Below are 16,031 nucleotides of genomic sequence, written 5' to 3'. Positions count from 1 at the left end.
CACAGTCAGGTCGCGAGGGGGACTTGTCCCATTTCATAGGCCGTCAACTCGGCCTGGTGGGCTGCGAGGATCTCCGGCAGAGAGCTATGTAAGTGTTCGACCCAGGTCTTGATCTTGGCATCCAGATACTGGCGCGACGGGTAGATCGCGTACAGGTTCAGTTCCTGGGAGCGGTAGCTGGGCATCATGCGCACCAGGCTGCCGTTGCGCAGGCCCTCGATGGCGGCGTACACCGGCAGCACACCTACCCCCATGCCGCTGGTGATCGCGGTTTTCATTGCGTCGGCCGAGTTGACCAGGAACGGCGAACTGGACAGAGTCACCGCTTCCTGACCATCGGGGCCGTTGAAGATCCAGTTGTCCAGGGCAGTCACCGGACTGACCAGGCGCAGGCAGGCGTGGTTGAGCAGCTCGCTGGGCTTGCGCGCGCAGCCATTGGCCTTCACATAGTCGGGCGAAGCACAGACGATGCTGTAGGTGATGCCCAACCGCTGGGAGACAAAGCCCGAATTCGGCAAGTCCTTGGCGAGCACGATGGACACATCGTAGCCTTCGTCCAGCAGGTCCGGCACACGGTTGGCCAGGGTCAGGTCAAAGGTTACGTCGGGGTGGGTCTTGCGATAACGGGCGATGGCGTCGATCACGAAATGCTGACCGAGCCCGGTCATGGTGTGTACTTTCAACAAGCCGGCGGGCCGTGCGTGGGCATCACTGGCTTCGGCTTCCGCTTCCTCGACATAGGCGAGGATTTGCTCGCAGCGCAGCAGATAACGTTTGCCGGCCTCGGTCAGGGCGATACGGCGGGTGGTGCGGTTGAGTAGACGGGTTTGCAGGTGAGCTTCCAGGCTGGAGACCGCGCGCGAGACATTGGCAGTTGTGGTATCCAGTTGAACGGCGGCGGCGGTGAAACTCCCGGCCTCGGCCACGCAACTGAAGGCGCGCATGTTTTGCAGAGTGTCCATGGGGTGTTCTCTGGGGCGATGGCAAATTGTGACATGAAGTAAGTGGGTGATGTCAGTTTGTCGTGGGCCGCGCCTGCGCCGCCTTTACGGCAGGCGGCTCATGAGGTCACGCGCCAGGCTGCCTTCACGTTGGCGTCATAGTAATCGTCGATGTAGGCGGTCAACACAGTTTTGAGGGCTTCCCGAGCCGTGCGCATGGTCGTGGTATCCGGCCGGTCGCGGGCTGCCTGGGCTGCACTGATCAGTTGGTCCACCACTTCTTTTCCGGAGGTTATTTTCTCCTTGATCGCCGCCAGTTCACGGCTGATCAGCGTAGCTTTGTCCGTCTCGGCAATATTGTTGAGCAAGGCGTCAAAAGCCTGCGCATGCTTTTCGACATAGCGGTCCCACCAGGAGGTATCTCCGCCCTTGGCCAGTTTGGACAGGGCAATCGGCAGGATCATGTCCAACGACTGGCTACCCAACTGTTCCTCGCGCAGCGTCTCAACCTCGCTGCCAAGGGTTACTTCAACCGCCACGGGACTGAGTGTCGGGAGGGTCTGGTTGAATGCATCCTTTTGGGTGAAGAATAGCTGGCTAAGCAAAAGCACCGGTTTACCCTCCTTGATCTTCAGCGAGAACCTCGCCGAGACGCCGTGGGATTGATAGAATATCGTGCCGATGATCTGGCCAATAATCGGAGCGGGGTCGAAATCGGTAATGCCTGCCTTGGACAGGCCATTGGAGATCAGGTACTGGAGGTTTTCCCGTGTATCGAACTGGGCGTTGAGCGTAATGTCCAGATAAGTGCCGGACAAGTGCGGATCATCGTCGATGACTGACGACCGGCTGACTTTGACGCCAGCTTGCGCGCTCAGGCCTGGGGCCAGTTTGAGCTTCGATTCGACAGTAATGGTCTGGGTCTTGGTGTGGGCCTTTATCGTATACGACTTCAGGATCTCGGGACGCAACAGGATCGCGTGAGCTTCGAGCAATTGGCGGATGATTTTATCTTCGTCCGAGCCATCGGCGATTGTTCCAAGGGTCTTGAAGTAGATGTATTCCCTGGTCAATTGCCGGGATCGGCTGTCAAGTTTCTCACCAATTTGATGTAGCGCCTGGGCGTTTTCTCTGTTCAATTGCGCACGGGTCAACTGCAGGCTGCTGTCGTTGATATGCTCGCGCAGGTTTTCGATCAGTTTGCCCGGTGTGAGAGCGGGGTCGTATTCGCGGGGACTACCGAGTTGCTCCTTGGCTCTGATGGGTGACCAGTCGTACAGTCCGATGATATCCAGTGCTTGGGTTTTCGTGGTTCGCAGCAGATCGCCTTTTGCATCCGCCGAAGCTGTGACGAGACCCAGGACGTCGAACCGCGAGCTTGCCGCGAGTGCCTCTCGCTGCCCGTATTCGATCTGGATAGGTTGGGTGGTGGGGATATGAGGCTCGAATCGCGGCGAAGCCAGGCCGCGCTCCGCCAACTTTGTTTCCAGGTACGGCAGACTCTGGGCGGCCAGCCGGGTATTTCTCTTATAGTGGTTGCAACTGGAGAACAAGGTCCTGCTCTGGGTGAGCATGTCCCGCTTGGAGCCATTCCACCAAGTCCATTTGGAGAGTGCCCTGGCATCGGTATAGCTGTCGATATTGCTGTACTTGCGGGTGGTGATCCACTCTGCGTTCACACCTGCCTCTGCCGATATGGTATGGGTCAGCGATAGTCGTGCCGCCACCCCGGCAGAGGTGCTGGACGTGTCCTTGAGGATGCGAGTCTGCGTGGTTTCCAATTTTGACGACAGCTCGATGCTGGGCACGATATTGGCTCCCAGCGGTGTGCCGGTACCGATCGGCAGCCCGAGCTTGATCCGGCTACTGTACAATCCACCCTCGGCGACCGTAGCGCGGCTTTTGGCCAAGGCCTGCGCGAGGACGGTCTTGATTCGTTTGTCCCGGCTTGCCCGAAATTGCCATTTGAGCATTCTGCACAGGTCGCGCAGGTCTTCGTACTCCTGTGGCTTTTGGGCATCAGTCTGGGAAGCCAGATTGTCGAAGGCTCCCTGGGCGGTTTTGAAGTACTGGTAGCAGGCCTGCAATTCTTTTTTGCCGAGGTTGTGCGGGTCGTTGAGGCCGGTGGTCAATAAAAGGACCTGCCGATGAAGCTTTTGCAACGGTTCGAGGGCCCGGTGTTGCTCGGGCGGGAGGCTGTCCTGCAGATGCTGCATGATGCGCTCGACCGCGGCCCCAAAGGGCTGAGCGCTATCTTCCGGTCGCTGCGCGATCGCTGCGTCGAGACCTTGCAAGTTATCGCCGAGGCAGGTGTCGTCCGGTCTCAAGTCGGGCGCTTGATGGAAGATCGAGTTTTTTTCCCTGTAGCTGATCAAGCACGGTTCTGAGGCCGGCTGATGAAACAATGAGGTGGGGCGGGCATGGACGGCATGAAGGGTGCTCATGGGCGATCACTCCTGCATCAGCGGTGCATGGCAGCGTTGCAGGAATAAATCACAGGTATCGAGGATGACCTTCCTGTCGGGAAACGCCAGCTTGAGAAAAAGGGCCTGGGCGGCCTGGTCCTGAAACCAGGTGTCGAACAGCAGGGCCAGAGAGCCACCGGGACCCTGGATAACAAAATCAGCGGTTGGGGAGCCGTCCATCGGCGGCGTAAGCATGATCAGCAGCCCTTGCTGGCCGTACTCCAGCCATAGCCTGCGATTATCGTGATCAAGCGCTATCTGGAAGTAATCGGCCTGGCTGTCGGGCATCAGGGTGTGTAACTGGCGAATCAGGTCGTTGCGGCTGGCTTCGGACATGATTGCAGGTCCTGTTCAGTGGGCGGTGTGTTTGGCGGCGTTGGAGAGGTTGAAAAAGGCGGCCAGGCTTTTCAGGGTCAGCTCCTGGGACGCTTCCTCGACGATCAGGCCGTTGATAACCGGGGTCTGGCCCTGGCACTCGATACTCATGTAGTGCCGACACAGGCTCAGGTTCAAGCTCAACCACTGTTGCACGCTGACGTCCTCGACGCCGTGCAGGGTCCGACGCACCAGATAGGCGCCGACATACTCAAGCGTGCAGGGGTCACCATCGAGGGTTCGAAAGTGCAAGCGGTCGTCCCGTTGCTCGACGGCGATCCCGAGGCTTTTCACCAGACATTCCCGCAGGGCGTTCAGGGGCGGCAGGGGGACGTGTACGAGGGGATTGTTGAAGCGATTGCGGCGTTTCTGCAGTTCTAGAGACAGGTTCATCGGGTGCCTCTGCCTTATGTTTTTGTTGTCAGGCTGGTGTCAGGTCGGTGTAGGACGAAGCCTCGCATGGCCGCGTCGCCGACCAATATCACATTGCGCTCATGCCGCCGCCGAGCCGCCGCTGGCTGTGACGGCTGTTGGAACAGGGACTAATGGCCATGGCCTATGAACACACAGATAACCAGACCGCTCCCACAAAAACCGACTCCCACGGCATTGCTATCAGGCGTCAGTGATCTGGTTGACGCTGGTGATTTTGTCGTGCCAGATCATTTCGTAATGAGCGGTTTGAACGATCGATAAAACCAGGCGTGGGGTCATCAGCGCCCAGCAGTGGTGACCGGGGTGGCGCACGGACCGGTAACGTAGCCCAGGGCACCTGTCCGCTTTGATCGCGCTGCCCAACACGCGGGAGTGGGTGTAATCATCGGGATCGTAAATGGGATCTGTCAGTGGCAGGCATGCGGCATCCTTCATAGCCGCCTCCGTGAAGTGGCAGGAAAGACCACGAAAAACAAACCGTTCGTAGTTGAGGCCGCGCACGTTCGACCAGTAGTTGTTCTGGTGATACCGCACTTCGGCCAGCGCCGTTTCCATGGTCTGGGCCAGGTACAGCACGCCAAAGCGGCCAGCACTGAACCGTGAACCTGCCGGATTGACGTGAGTGAAGGGCGCGGTCGCATAGGCGCAACCAGGAATACCGAAGGGGATCTCGTCACGCGGGATCAGTTCCAGTCGACCCAGTTCGTTCTGTAGCCGCGGATTGGTGAGGGCCTGAATCTGGTAAAGCACTTCGAACTCGTCAGCGTCCGCCACGTCATCGAACAAGGCAATTGGCGGGAACTTGGAGTTGACCAAACGATAGGCGTGCAAGCGATCACCGCACAACACGGGCAAATGGCCGGTGATCACCACTGCGCGCCCCGCAGAGCGTCAATCCGGCGGAACGTCTCGTACAGCGAGATCATGTCGCCCTGCGCCATGATGTCTAACGGGGTGCGCCCGTTGAAAAACGCGTTATCGTTCGCCATCGCCGCAAAACCATAGACGTTCTCGGGATTATCGAAAATAACCCGCAAGGTTGCGTGGATGTTCAGGACAAAGCTGATCCGTTGCATCTGGTCGGCATCCAGGGCAACGGACCAATCGGGGTCATGCTGTTTGGCACGGGTGTAAGTGCTGCGGGAAATACGCAAGATACGGCAGGCTTGATCACTCGATGCCAGCCACTTTTCGAGTATCCCTACGGCCGCTCTCAGGCCTGTCACGCCATGGGCTTTGGTCAGCCGTTGGGCTGCTGAAGTGATGGTCATGTTCACCTTCTTGAGGATTGATCTGTAGATTCAAAAGTAAATAAAATGAATCTGTAGATTCAAATCTTATACCTCATAGACCAACAGGGCTATCGGCGGCAGTGCGAGGGCTCCAAAAAACATCTGTTGGTTTTTCAGGCCTGAACCAAGGTCCTGCCAAATACCGCCACGACGCCTGTCCACTCGGTGGTTTTTCAAGCAGCCCTAACGAACTCACCAGGCAGGTCAATAGCTACAGGCGCGTAGCCAAGCCAAAGCGCTTCATCAGCACCTTTTCCAGCAGGCCTTTGGGCAGCAGGTTCGCCAGCAACGGCAACGCTCGGCAACCGTTGCCCAGGCGCAGCAAGCGTGGAGGTCGTGCTTTACGGGCAGCCTTGAGCAGGTCGGCGGCAAAGCGGGTCGCCGAAGTCGGATTGTTCTGTGAGGCATTGGCCCTGGCACGTATACCCTCGCGCAACGGCCACCAAGGCGATGTCTCGGCCATCAGTTGCTCGGCTTCATGGCTGGCATTCCTGGCGAACTGGGTATCGATGGCGCCAGGCTGGACCTCCATCACGCGGATGCCCAAGGGTGCCAATTCCATGCGTAGGGCATCGCTCAAGGCATGTACCGCTGCCTTGGAAGCGCAATAGGCGCCGGCGAAAGGCGTAACCAAGACACCCGAGACACTGCCGATGTTCACCACCAGGCCCCGGTTTCGGCGCAACCCCGGTAGCAGCGCACGGGTGACACCGACGATGGCGAAGACGTTGGTTTCGAACTGGCGCCGCATGGCTTCGACGCCACCGTCGAGCAGCGGTCCCATAGCGCCGTAACCGGCATTGTTGATCAGTACATCGAGACCGGCGTGCTGCTGCTCGATACGTTGTGCCAGTTGTTGCAGTGCCTGACCGTCGTTGACATCCAGTTGCATGGCGGTGAATCCGGTGGCGGCCAAGGTCGCCACGTCTTCAGGTCGGCGTGCCGTGGCCCAGACCTCATACCCCGCGTGTCTGAAAGTGTCCGCCAGGGCGCGACCGATGCCGCTGGAACATCCGGTGATCAAGGCTACGGGCATGGCACATCCTTATTGGGCCTGAAAGTCGAAGACTGCCGAGAATACCTTGTCCGTGACAAAAAAGAGCGAATCGAGTCCTTGTTTGATCTTTACCCGGTCGGTGCCATGCATACGGGTCTGGGCACCATGGCCGTCGAGAAAGAACAAAGTGGGTACGTACTGGATTTCGATACCGGGCTGCAGCAATTTGAAGATCGGGAAGCTGAGCTGAAAAAATGCCACGTGCTCTCGATAAGGACCTGACGCCAAGGCTTCAAGTAGCTGCTTGAGACGATCGCAAGGTGGACAGCTACGGCTGTAGACCAACACCACCGATGGCTTCGGACGAATCAGAGGAATCTCCAGGCTGCCCAGCGCGGCACGGAATGCCCTCCGGGTCTTGATCTCGGTGACGGTGGTCTTGCTCTTCATCCTAACTCCCGGTGCGGTAGCTTCACCTCCAAGGGGGCTATTCAACGTTAAATACAAAAGCTTGTAACCTGTCAGAAATGACAGGTGGCGATTTGATACTGCTGTCGCTATCGGCCCGAAAAACTGCTGTGCGGGTGCTCGGCCCGAAACTCCGTGGTGTGCGGGCGCTAGCTGGGGCGTAACGGTGGTATCGGCAGACAGTCTTCCCAGAGCGCCCGCGGCATGCAGTTCGCCAGGGCTGCGTAGCGTGGCGCGGTATAGCTGTTTTCGACCGGGTTGACGATATCTGCCGAAGCGTAGGCGGTGAGGCATCTGGACAGGTCGGTCAGGGGTATGTTGTTGTCGTTTTTCATCTTCGGTTACAAAGTGCAGCAGTCGGTCGACGGGACAGTGTTCGGGAGCATAGCCGATGCGCCTTTGCAAATGCCTCCGTCCCAATCCGGCCAATCACCCCCCGCTACCGGCAATAATGCGCTGCCCATGGACCTTTTTTTATTTCCAATGGGTCTAGAAGACTGTCATTTCTGACAGTGGGCACGCTATCGGCTCTGACCTTATTGTTTTTCCCGGCGTGCGGAACTCATCCGCGCGGCTCCCGAGACAAGCGATAGGGAGAACTCGGATGGATAAGCTCGACCTCTTATTGCTCAACCTCGTCGAGGATATGCCTGCGCGGGGCCTGCGTGAAGGCAGAGTCGACTTTGCAACCGCCATGGAGCGACTCGATATTCAGTCGGTATTCGATATCGTCCGCCAACCCAAGGCGCTGTTCAGCCGGAAGTTGGCCAGTCTCAGCGATGTCGATGGCGAATTGGTCTATGACAATGCCTTGTCCTACGCGGTACAGATCGGTCGTGAATACCGCGAACAGCAGCTTAGCGATGGGCGGGCGCAGCACCTGAGTCGACGTACCGGCATACGCTCGCTGGTCGATATCGGACCGAGCTACAGCAACCTGTTCAAGGAAAACTGGGACGAATTCTGCAAGGTCGGCGCCATGGCCGCCGTCGATTCGCCGGTGGCTTACCTGCGTGATCTTTATCATCTGGTTACGACGCAGTTGGAAGACAACGTCACTGGCCCGGATCCGACACGCAAGATCCGCCTCGACATCCGGCGACCGGACCTGAAGGACCTGTTGATCGATGCCCAATCGACGTTTACGCCCATCCCGATGCTGATGATCGTCAATGAGGTGGTGAGCAAAGGCATCGAGCGATATCGGGCGGACAAGGCCGACAAAGACAAGCCGATTCACCAGTTGTTGGCCGAGCGACGCCACCCTTTTCTGTTTCCCTACAACTTCGCCTACCACCAGTGCCAGTTGGGGTTGTCGGGGAAAAAGCCGACGCTCGGGGAACTGAACTATCGGATCAGTCCGGCCCTGCCGATCAGCCAAGACGCGGATAACGCCTTCGGCCAGCGGCAGACCGATGCCTGTGTTGCGCAATGCCTATTGTCCGGTCTGGGGCCGGAGCAACAGCGGCTACTCACGGAGCCCAGTCTGTTCACGACGTTCTATTACCCGTGTAACGAAGAACTGAACAGCCGATGGACAGGCCCGAGCATCTGTTACCTGAGACCCTACATTGCCGGGGTCTATACCAGCTTCCTGGTGCCGGATGGGCAAGCGAACGTTGTGGAAACGGTACCATCGGCAGCCGTTGTGGGATTGGGGGGGCCAGTGACCCGCGCGACCCTCAAGCTGATCAGCGGTCCCTCGAGCTATTACATCAGCCTGGACATGATCTCCAGCCGTCTGCGCCATTCGGGCAGATACGCCATCAATCAAAAACATCCCTCGGGAGCCGCACCGGTTTTTCCCTACCTCCAGTACAACGGTCAAACGGTCATCGACCCGCCGCCGTTCAATTCCGGTCTGAGCGCCACCTTTGATTTCGTCACCGTCGATGCAACAGCCGCCACTGCGCTAAAGCTGGCGTGCCAGAGCCTGACGGTGGTGATGGCTGACGACTACCAGCTGTCCACGGAGGAGCGGGAATTTTTCCACAGGTGTTATGGCGCTCAGGTGTTAAGCGTCGGAGACCGCTCGCTGGCTGTCATGAAGACGTTCATGCAACAGACCGAACTCGATGCCGGGCAGGTTGAAGCGCTGCTCGCACGGCGCACCCGCCAGCCTCGTGCGTCGGTTAATTGCCCCAACAGCAACCTGCCCAGCGCAGGTTCCGTCTATGGCCTGCCTTTTCCCCATCCCTCCCACTATGGCGCCTGCTACGTCAACGGATTGGGTAGCGATCAACTGGATAGTTCCAGTGCTTTCGCGACCGAGCAGGACATCTTCGACAACGCCATGGACTTGGAGGAGGTGAAGGAGGGGGCGGTCAGCACCTGGTGGCTTACCAAGACCTCATTGAATCGCTTCGACCGCTTGCAACGCATGATCCGCCTGCAACGCTGGACGGACATTCCCTTCGCCGAGCTCGATACCCTGATCGCTGCCGCCGTGCGAGCCGAAGGCGAAGCCAACCTGACCCTGGAGCTCAATGCCAACACCCTACGGACCCTGGGCGTGTTTCGCTATTTCAACCGAAAAAGTGCGATCGGCGCCGAAGAGTTCGCCGCGTTTTTACATCATATTTGCCCCTATACCAGCGGGGACGAGCTGCCGTTGTTCGACCGTGTCTTCAACAGTCCCGCTTTGTTCGACACACCCTTCGTCCTGGATCAGAAAGCCTTTTCTGCGACCGGCGCGACCCCCGATAACTTGAAAACGCTTTACCAGCTCTGCGCCGGCCTCGGCCTGCAAGCGACCGAAGCCTCCCTGCTGCGCTTGTTGCAGAACACGCGGGATTGCGTAGGCCCCTTGCGGCGCTCGCTGGACACCGTGTCCTCCCTGTACCGCCAGGCGCGTATCGCTAGGATGCAGGGCTTGGCGGTCGAAGACAGTTGGGCCCTGGCCGACCTGCTCGGCGGCAACGATTATCACCGCGCCATGGCGACCGGCGCGCTGCGCACCTCGGGCGAGGCGCCGGATATCCTCGATGTGTTGATGCAGATGGATTGGGCATTGAACTGGCTCAAGGACAGTCAGCGAAGCATCGGCGAAGTGCGCCGCCTGCTGGCGCTCGATCCCCATGAGTTCCTTTCGCCCCAAGCGTTACTGGAACGTTTGAATCGGTTGGCCGAGGAGGTGAAGTCGGCGCTGGTGAGTCCGGAGGAAGTGGAGCGCCTGAACCTGCCCGCGATCGATACGGCGCAGCAACCGATTTTCTGGCGGGAGCATCTGCAAATCCAATTGCTCGACCTGGACGGGGTGGTATTCGACCTGCCGGAGTTATCTCTGGGTGACGAAACGGCGGCGCTGATCGCCAGGCGCCTGGACGAAATCTTCAAGGTCATCAAGCTCTCGGCGGAGGACAAGGCGCAGGCGCGTCAGCGGCTGGGCGAGCTTCTGCTGGTGGCCCATGACCGGCAGTCGCGGGTGATCGAAGGGTTTGTGCAGGAGAGCAGCGACCTGCCGATGGCCCAGGCCAAAGGTGTGACCCGATGGGCCGGGGATTCGGTCCAGGGGCTGTTCAACCTGATGCACGGCGACCCGGCGTATCGCTGGCCGCTCAGCGAACTTCCGGTGGAGCTGGCCAGCCGCTTGCAGCACCTGTTGCGCCACGCTGATGCGCTACGCCAGTTGGGTGTCAGTGCCCGCGCGTTGCGGCTTTTCCTGATCAAGCCCAAATGGCTCGGAGCCCCTGACGGTCGCTCCCACCTGTCTCTGGCCAGCTTCTACTTGCTGGAGCGCTACAGCCAGATGATCAAGACCTTGGGCAAACCGGAAGCCGAGCTGCTGGATTATTTCATGCTGACCCATCCGGATAGCAAAGGTCGGATCGGTAAGGCCCGTAAAGCCGATTGGGCCGATCAAGCGGCGGGCACCCTGGCGCAACTGTTGGACTGGAACAAGCACGAAATCCGCATCTTAAGCATGACCTTGCCCGAACAGCGTGCCACCTCCCTGGCCGAGGTCGATTGGCTGCGGCGTTGTCAACAGGCGTGCAAGGACAGCGGGCTGACCGCCGACACCGTGCTCCAGGCCACGGCCTTGAATATCGCCAGTCCCGCCGCCGACTGGCAGGCCGTCGGCCAAGCGGCCATGGCCGCCTGGCGCTGATCATCTATCGAGCCCATCCCACGGAGGACGAGTCATGTCTGCATCCATCGACAGTCAACTCAACGAGGCCCTGCGCGATGCACTCTGTGCCTACTACCTCGATGAAGTAGTGCCCAATGACCCGCAGTTGCAGGCGTTGGGAGTGTCCGACAAGCTCAAGACCCTCAACGACCTCTATGAATTCCTGCTGCTCGATGTCCAGGTCAGCCAGGATGTGCGCAGCAGTTGGGTGGCGTCGGCCATCGCCAGCCTGCAGCAATACGTCAATGGCGTGCTCATGGCCATGGAGCCGGGTTATGAGGACAAGACCCTGGAGCCCCACGAGATCGTCGAGTGGCGCGACCGGCAATGCCAGTACCCTTTATGGGCTGCCAATCAACAATTGGCCTATCACCCCTCGATCTATATCGACCCTAGCCTGCGTCTGAAAAAATCCAGTTATTTCCGGCAACTGGAAGACGACATTAATCAGAACAAGATCCACTTGGACACCACGCAGGAGGCGGTCAAGAGCTATCTTGCCCGTTTCGAAGAGGTAGCCAACCTGACCATTGTCAATGGCTATATCACCAGCACCGATTTTGCCAACGCTCATTATTACTTCATCGGTAAGTCGCGAGCCGAGCGCAAGTACTACTGGCGCTCGGTGGATATGTCCGAGCGCCCCTTCAAGGGCGACGCCGGACCTGGCAGGCCGAAAGTCGACTACCCGGCACCAGGTGCCTGGTCGGACTGGGTACACGCGGACCTGGGTATTTCCGAGGCCACGGTGGAAGGCTCGATCCGTCCGGTGTTTTTCAACAATCGGTTGTTCGTGATCTGGGTCGACGTGGTGGAACTCAACGGCGACCCGCAAGTCAGTCGAACCACGAACGATACGACGGTCACCCTAACGCCGCAGACGGCCATGCGCTGCAATCTTTCCTACAAGAAGTACGATGAGACCTGGAGTGTGCCGCTGACTTATATCGAACATATCAGCGAGGCTGACGTATTTCCCAATGCCGAGGCATTGGAGGGGGTATTGCAGACTATCGCGACGGTGGATGACTCGGGCTCGTTGTTCATCGCTCTGTATGCCGGTTATGTCCCCGGCCCGGCTGAGGACGGCGTGCTGGATAAATACGCCTTTATGAAAACCGCGCAGGTCGACAAGAGTTTCAATGTGACCCCGTTGTTTCCGAAGCTGGGGTATGTGAAAGGCACGCGCAGTAATCTTCCTGAGGTGAAAATGCCGTTCGTGTTGAAAATCGGCCGGTTATTTGCTTTGACCAATAGGCAGAACTTTCAATTTGCCATGCCTGGTCTCCGTATCGCAATGAAAGAGGTAGTGACGAGTTCTCCTCATGGGCAATCCAGCGAATGGAATTTCTCCGGTGGGCAAAAAAACATTGCAGATCCGAGTAGCGCAAGTGATGTTGTCTATAATCAGACTAGCAAAGCGCTGGAGGTGACGGTTAAGACGAGCAATGCCTTTCCCTCGTCGAGCACTCGTAATATGGCGAACTTTGATGTTGCCCACGCTCAAGGCGGACTGAGTGCAAGCTTTTGTTTTGTTATATCGTTGAGTACCTCATCCGAAGGTTTTTTCAGGCTTTTGGAAGGTTCTTATATGATTTGCTATGATGTGTTCTATTTCAGGGGTTCAAACTACAGATTTCATGTTAGGCAGTCGGATCAAGGGGAGCCTAATTGTGATTTTTATTTGAGGGATAACCAGGATTTACAGACGCTTTCACTTAAGGGTTTGCAATGGGGCGAAGAGGTCAGTCTTGCTGGAAAGTATATAAAAACTGAAGTTTTTGACCGCCTTGCGAGAAGTCCCGTGTCTCACGTAGGTAAAGACAATGCGAGTGAAACCAATGTTTCGAATATATTGAATGTAGCGCTTAAGAGCAACTACCTATTTCACCACTTCATGGCATGGCTTAAAAACACCCCGCTTACGCCTCCAGAAAGCTGGTACGGCTTGAACACAAACTTGGCGACTACTCCGGGTTTTCGCCCGATTGTCCAGCCACCGGATGCCCTGACGGCCACCATTGCGATCAACCAGGAAACCTTGCTTCCGGACTGGAACACAGCCTGGCCACAAGACTCGAAAGTTATTCCCATCGCTCATGGCATGTACATCTTTGAGCAAGTGACGCCGACGGCTTCCCGTTACGTGGGCAGTGCTCTCAAGTACACGTGCATAGAGCTTCAATTGGAACCCTCGCTGCCCGTCACCCGCCCCTTGAGAGCCCCCGGCATTGGCAAGCGGGGGAGTCCGACCCTGGGCATCGCTGAATTCATTGACTTTGCCGATTCCGATATCTACCTGTCGGACGGTTCTGCCACGGCGCCGCGGCAGCCGATCCGAATGAACACCCTGTTCGCCCGCACCCTGGTGGAAAAAGCCAATGTCGCGCTGGAGAGTCTTCTGTCTTGGGAAACCCAGCATCAATTGGAGCCGCCGCTACAGCCGCCCGCCGCCAACGACTTCATGGATTTCAACGGCGCCAACGGCCTGTATTTCTGGGAGCTATTTCTGCACTTGCCCTTTGCCGTGGCCCATCGACTGAACCTGGAAATGAATTTCAACGAGGCAGAGTTCTGGTTGAGTTTCATTTTCGATCCCAGCCATAAACCCGACAGCAGCGGACGCCTGCTTTACTGGAACGTGCGTGCGTTGCTCGACCCCGGCGACCCCGGTTTCGCGGCGCGCGCACCGGTGGATCCCGACGCGATCGCCAGCAGTAAACCGGTGCATTACCGCAAGGCGGTCTATGACTTCTACCTGAAAAACCTGATCGACCGGGGGGATCGTGCCTACCGTCAGCTCACACCTGACAGCCTGGGTGAAGCCAAGCTCTGGTATGTGCGGGTGCTCGATCTGTTGGGGCCACGCCCGGATGTCCGGCTGATCGACCACTGGACACCGATCACCCTGCATCAATTGGCCAACGACACCAGCGCGGCGCTGCGCGACTACGAGCGGCGGTTGGCCCGGCAGGAGCGCCTGCGCGAGGACAGTGCGCGAGCCGCCCACGGCGTCGCTACCTGGCAATTCGCCGAGTCGCCATTGCTGTTGCGCAGCCATGCTCCGGACCCGACGCTGTTCACCCTGGACTCGCCCCATCTGCGCATACCGATGAACGCTCACCTGATCGAGCATTGGAATACCTGTGAATCCCGATTGCACAATCTGCGCAACAATCTCAGCCTGGATGGCAAGGTATTGAGCCTGCCGCTGTTTGCCGCGCCGCTGAACCCCAGCGACCTGCTCGCCGCTTTCGGACAAGGTGCGACGGGCGGTGGTGCGGCGCGCCTGCTGGCCCCGGACGTGCCGCCTTACCGGTTTACCGCCATGGTCGGCATGGCCAAGGACGCGGTGGCCAATCTGGTAGTGTTCGGCAACACCCTACTGTCGATCATCGAGCGTAAGGAGCAGTCTGAAGGCTTTGAATTGCAGCAACGGCAACTCTGGGACATGGCGCCGTTTGCGAAACAGATGGTCGAACAGCAGCAAAAAATCGATTTGGAGCGGCGGCATGCGTTGGAGGCCGGCAAAGCCAGTGTCGAGCAACGCCGGGAGTTCTTCAGTCGGCGCAGTGACGAATATGTCAGCGCCGAGGAGGAGGGCGTCAGTTCCCTCAACAACACTGCGCGTGCCTTCACGGTTGCCCAGTTCATCGCGGAGGTCACGGCAAATGCCTTGAAGCCCGTTCCGTCAGGCTTCGAGGCGGAGGGCGGTGGCGGGGCGGTGGGTGGCGTGGCCAATGGTGCCGGCGCCAGCGCGGGGGCGGGAGTCACGGGCATCGAAGCCGAAGGTGTTGCTGGGGCCATGGCAAAAATTTCCCAGGGCGCCTCGTTGCTCGCCAAGTCGGTGGCGGATGGGATAGACCGTACTGCGTCCTTGCGTCGCCGCCACCAGGAATGGATGCAGGCGCGCGAGCAAGCCGAACTGGAAATCGCCCAGATCGATGCCCAGTTCATGGGTCTGAGCGAGCAAGAGGCATTGACCACCATTCAACTGAATCAGGCTCAGCTCACGCTGGACCAGGCCATCGTGACCCAAGACTTCCTGTCGAAACGCTTCACCAACGCGCAACTCTATCAATGGCTCAATGGCCAATACGCGCGTTTTTATTATCAGTTGTACGACAGCACCCTGTCCCTGTGCCTGGCCGCCCAAGAGTGCTGGCGCTATGAAAAGGGTGACTACGCCATCAACTTCATCCAGCCCGATGCCTGGAGCGACGTTCGTCGTGGTCTCACCGCCGGTGATTCGCTTCGGATGAACCTGCAGAAAATGGAAGTGGCCTATATGGATCGCAACGAACGCGGGTTGGAAATCACCAAGACCGTCTCACTGCGCCACCTGAAGGCCCTGGACCCGGAGTCGCCGATCAATCTGCACTGGGACACCCTCCATGAAAAACTCTGCCTGGAGGGCAGTATCGAGTTCGAACTGACACAGAAGATGTTCGAGGCCGATTACCCCGGCCATTATCGCCGGCGGATCAAACGTATCGGCCTGTCGCTGCCTATGGTGGTGGGGCCTTACGAGGATGTCCGGGCGATCCTCACCCAGACCTACAACGCCGTGGTGCTGATGCCCGGCGTGCCGCCCAGGGAAAACCTGCGGGCCAGCCAGCGGATAGCGGTGTCCTCCGGAATCGACGACGACGGTATGTTCAGGCTCAACTTCGACGATGCTCGCTACCTGCCGTTCGAGCTCACGGGCGCGGTTTCACGCTGGAGCCTGCGATTTGCCAATCACGCCACGCAAATGGCGGCGCTCGAATCCCTGACCGACATCATTGTGCATGTGCAATACAGCGCTAGTGGCCTGTACGGTGAGTTCGTTAGCTCAAGTTCGGATGCCATAAGTCCATGGCCAAGACGCTGTGACGAGTCATAGCCGGGCTATGGCGAGGAACAGCAACGCAGGCCAGGGATTTAGGG

11 protein-coding genes are annotated in these 16,031 nt (G+C 58.4%); 2 read left to right on the top strand and 9 right to left on the bottom strand.

All coding sequences use genetic code 11. The annotated features are described in order from the left end of the window. Positions 1 to 5: 5 nt before the first annotated feature. The 9 genes from BMX68_RS00935 to BMX68_RS00895 all read right to left on the bottom strand — a co-directional run bounded on the left by BMX68_RS00935 (position 6) and on the right by BMX68_RS00895 (position 7,308). Positions 6 to 962 (bottom strand): LysR family transcriptional regulator, encoded by a 957-nt coding sequence (locus BMX68_RS00935; RefSeq protein WP_017130726.1) that lies wholly within the window; start codon positions 960 to 962, stop codon positions 6 to 8. Between the two features lie 98 nt (positions 963 to 1,060). Further along, on the bottom strand, positions 1,061 to 3,385 hold the full coding sequence (locus BMX68_RS00930) for a hypothetical protein (protein ID WP_017130727.1): 2,325 nt from the start codon (positions 3,383 to 3,385) through the stop codon (positions 1,061 to 1,063). A 6-nt stretch (positions 3,386 to 3,391) separates the two neighbouring features. Next, positions 3,392 to 3,742: a hypothetical protein gene (locus BMX68_RS00925; protein WP_017130728.1), complete on the bottom strand. Its 351-nt coding sequence runs from the start codon at positions 3,740 to 3,742 to the stop codon at positions 3,392 to 3,394. A gap of 15 nt (positions 3,743 to 3,757) precedes the next feature. Further along, complete coding sequence (locus tag BMX68_RS00920) at positions 3,758 to 4,174, bottom strand: hypothetical protein (protein ID WP_017130729.1); 417 nt, start codon at positions 4,172 to 4,174, stop codon at positions 3,758 to 3,760. Between the two features lie 222 nt (positions 4,175 to 4,396). After that, a complete protein-coding gene (locus tag BMX68_RS00915; RefSeq protein WP_086009293.1) occupies positions 4,397 to 5,083 on the bottom strand; it encodes an RES family NAD+ phosphorylase in 687 nt (228 codons plus the stop codon). Further along, the gene (locus BMX68_RS00910) at positions 5,083 to 5,487 is read right to left on the bottom strand and encodes a hypothetical protein (RefSeq protein WP_017130731.1); all 405 of its coding nucleotides are present in this window, start codon (positions 5,485 to 5,487) and stop codon (positions 5,083 to 5,085) included. The genes BMX68_RS00915 and BMX68_RS00910 overlap by 1 nt, the downstream gene beginning before the upstream one ends. Positions 5,488 to 5,719: 232 nt before the next feature. Further along, positions 5,720 to 6,544: an SDR family oxidoreductase gene (locus BMX68_RS00905; protein ID WP_017130732.1), complete on the bottom strand. Its 825-nt coding sequence runs from the start codon at positions 6,542 to 6,544 to the stop codon at positions 5,720 to 5,722. 9 nt (positions 6,545 to 6,553) lie between these two features. After that, positions 6,554 to 6,955: a thioredoxin family protein gene (locus BMX68_RS00900; RefSeq protein ID WP_017130733.1), complete on the bottom strand. Its 402-nt coding sequence runs from the start codon at positions 6,953 to 6,955 to the stop codon at positions 6,554 to 6,556. 167 nt (positions 6,956 to 7,122) lie between these two features. Beyond that, positions 7,123 to 7,308, bottom strand: a complete 186-nt coding sequence (locus BMX68_RS00895) for a hypothetical protein (RefSeq protein ID WP_017130734.1) — start codon at positions 7,306 to 7,308, stop codon at positions 7,123 to 7,125. 269 nt (positions 7,309 to 7,577) lie between these two features. Between BMX68_RS00895 and BMX68_RS00890 the strand changes: the two genes are divergently transcribed. After that, positions 7,578 to 11,081, top strand: coding sequence for a Tc toxin subunit A (locus BMX68_RS00890; RefSeq protein WP_017130735.1), 3,504 nt, complete (start codon positions 7,578 to 7,580; stop codon positions 11,079 to 11,081). A gap of 34 nt (positions 11,082 to 11,115) precedes the next feature. After that, on the top strand, positions 11,116 to 15,987 hold the full coding sequence (locus tag BMX68_RS00885) for a Tc toxin subunit A-related protein (protein ID WP_074861767.1): 4,872 nt from the start codon (positions 11,116 to 11,118) through the stop codon (positions 15,985 to 15,987). Positions 15,988 to 16,031: the final 44 nt, after the last annotated feature.

This window comes from Pseudomonas agarici (genome assembly GCF_900109755.1).
Lineage (GTDB): Bacteria > Pseudomonadota > Gammaproteobacteria > Pseudomonadales > Pseudomonadaceae > Aquipseudomonas > Aquipseudomonas agarici.
Note: the sequence above shows the minus strand (reverse complement) of the source record. Positions and strands in the feature narration are given on the sequence as shown.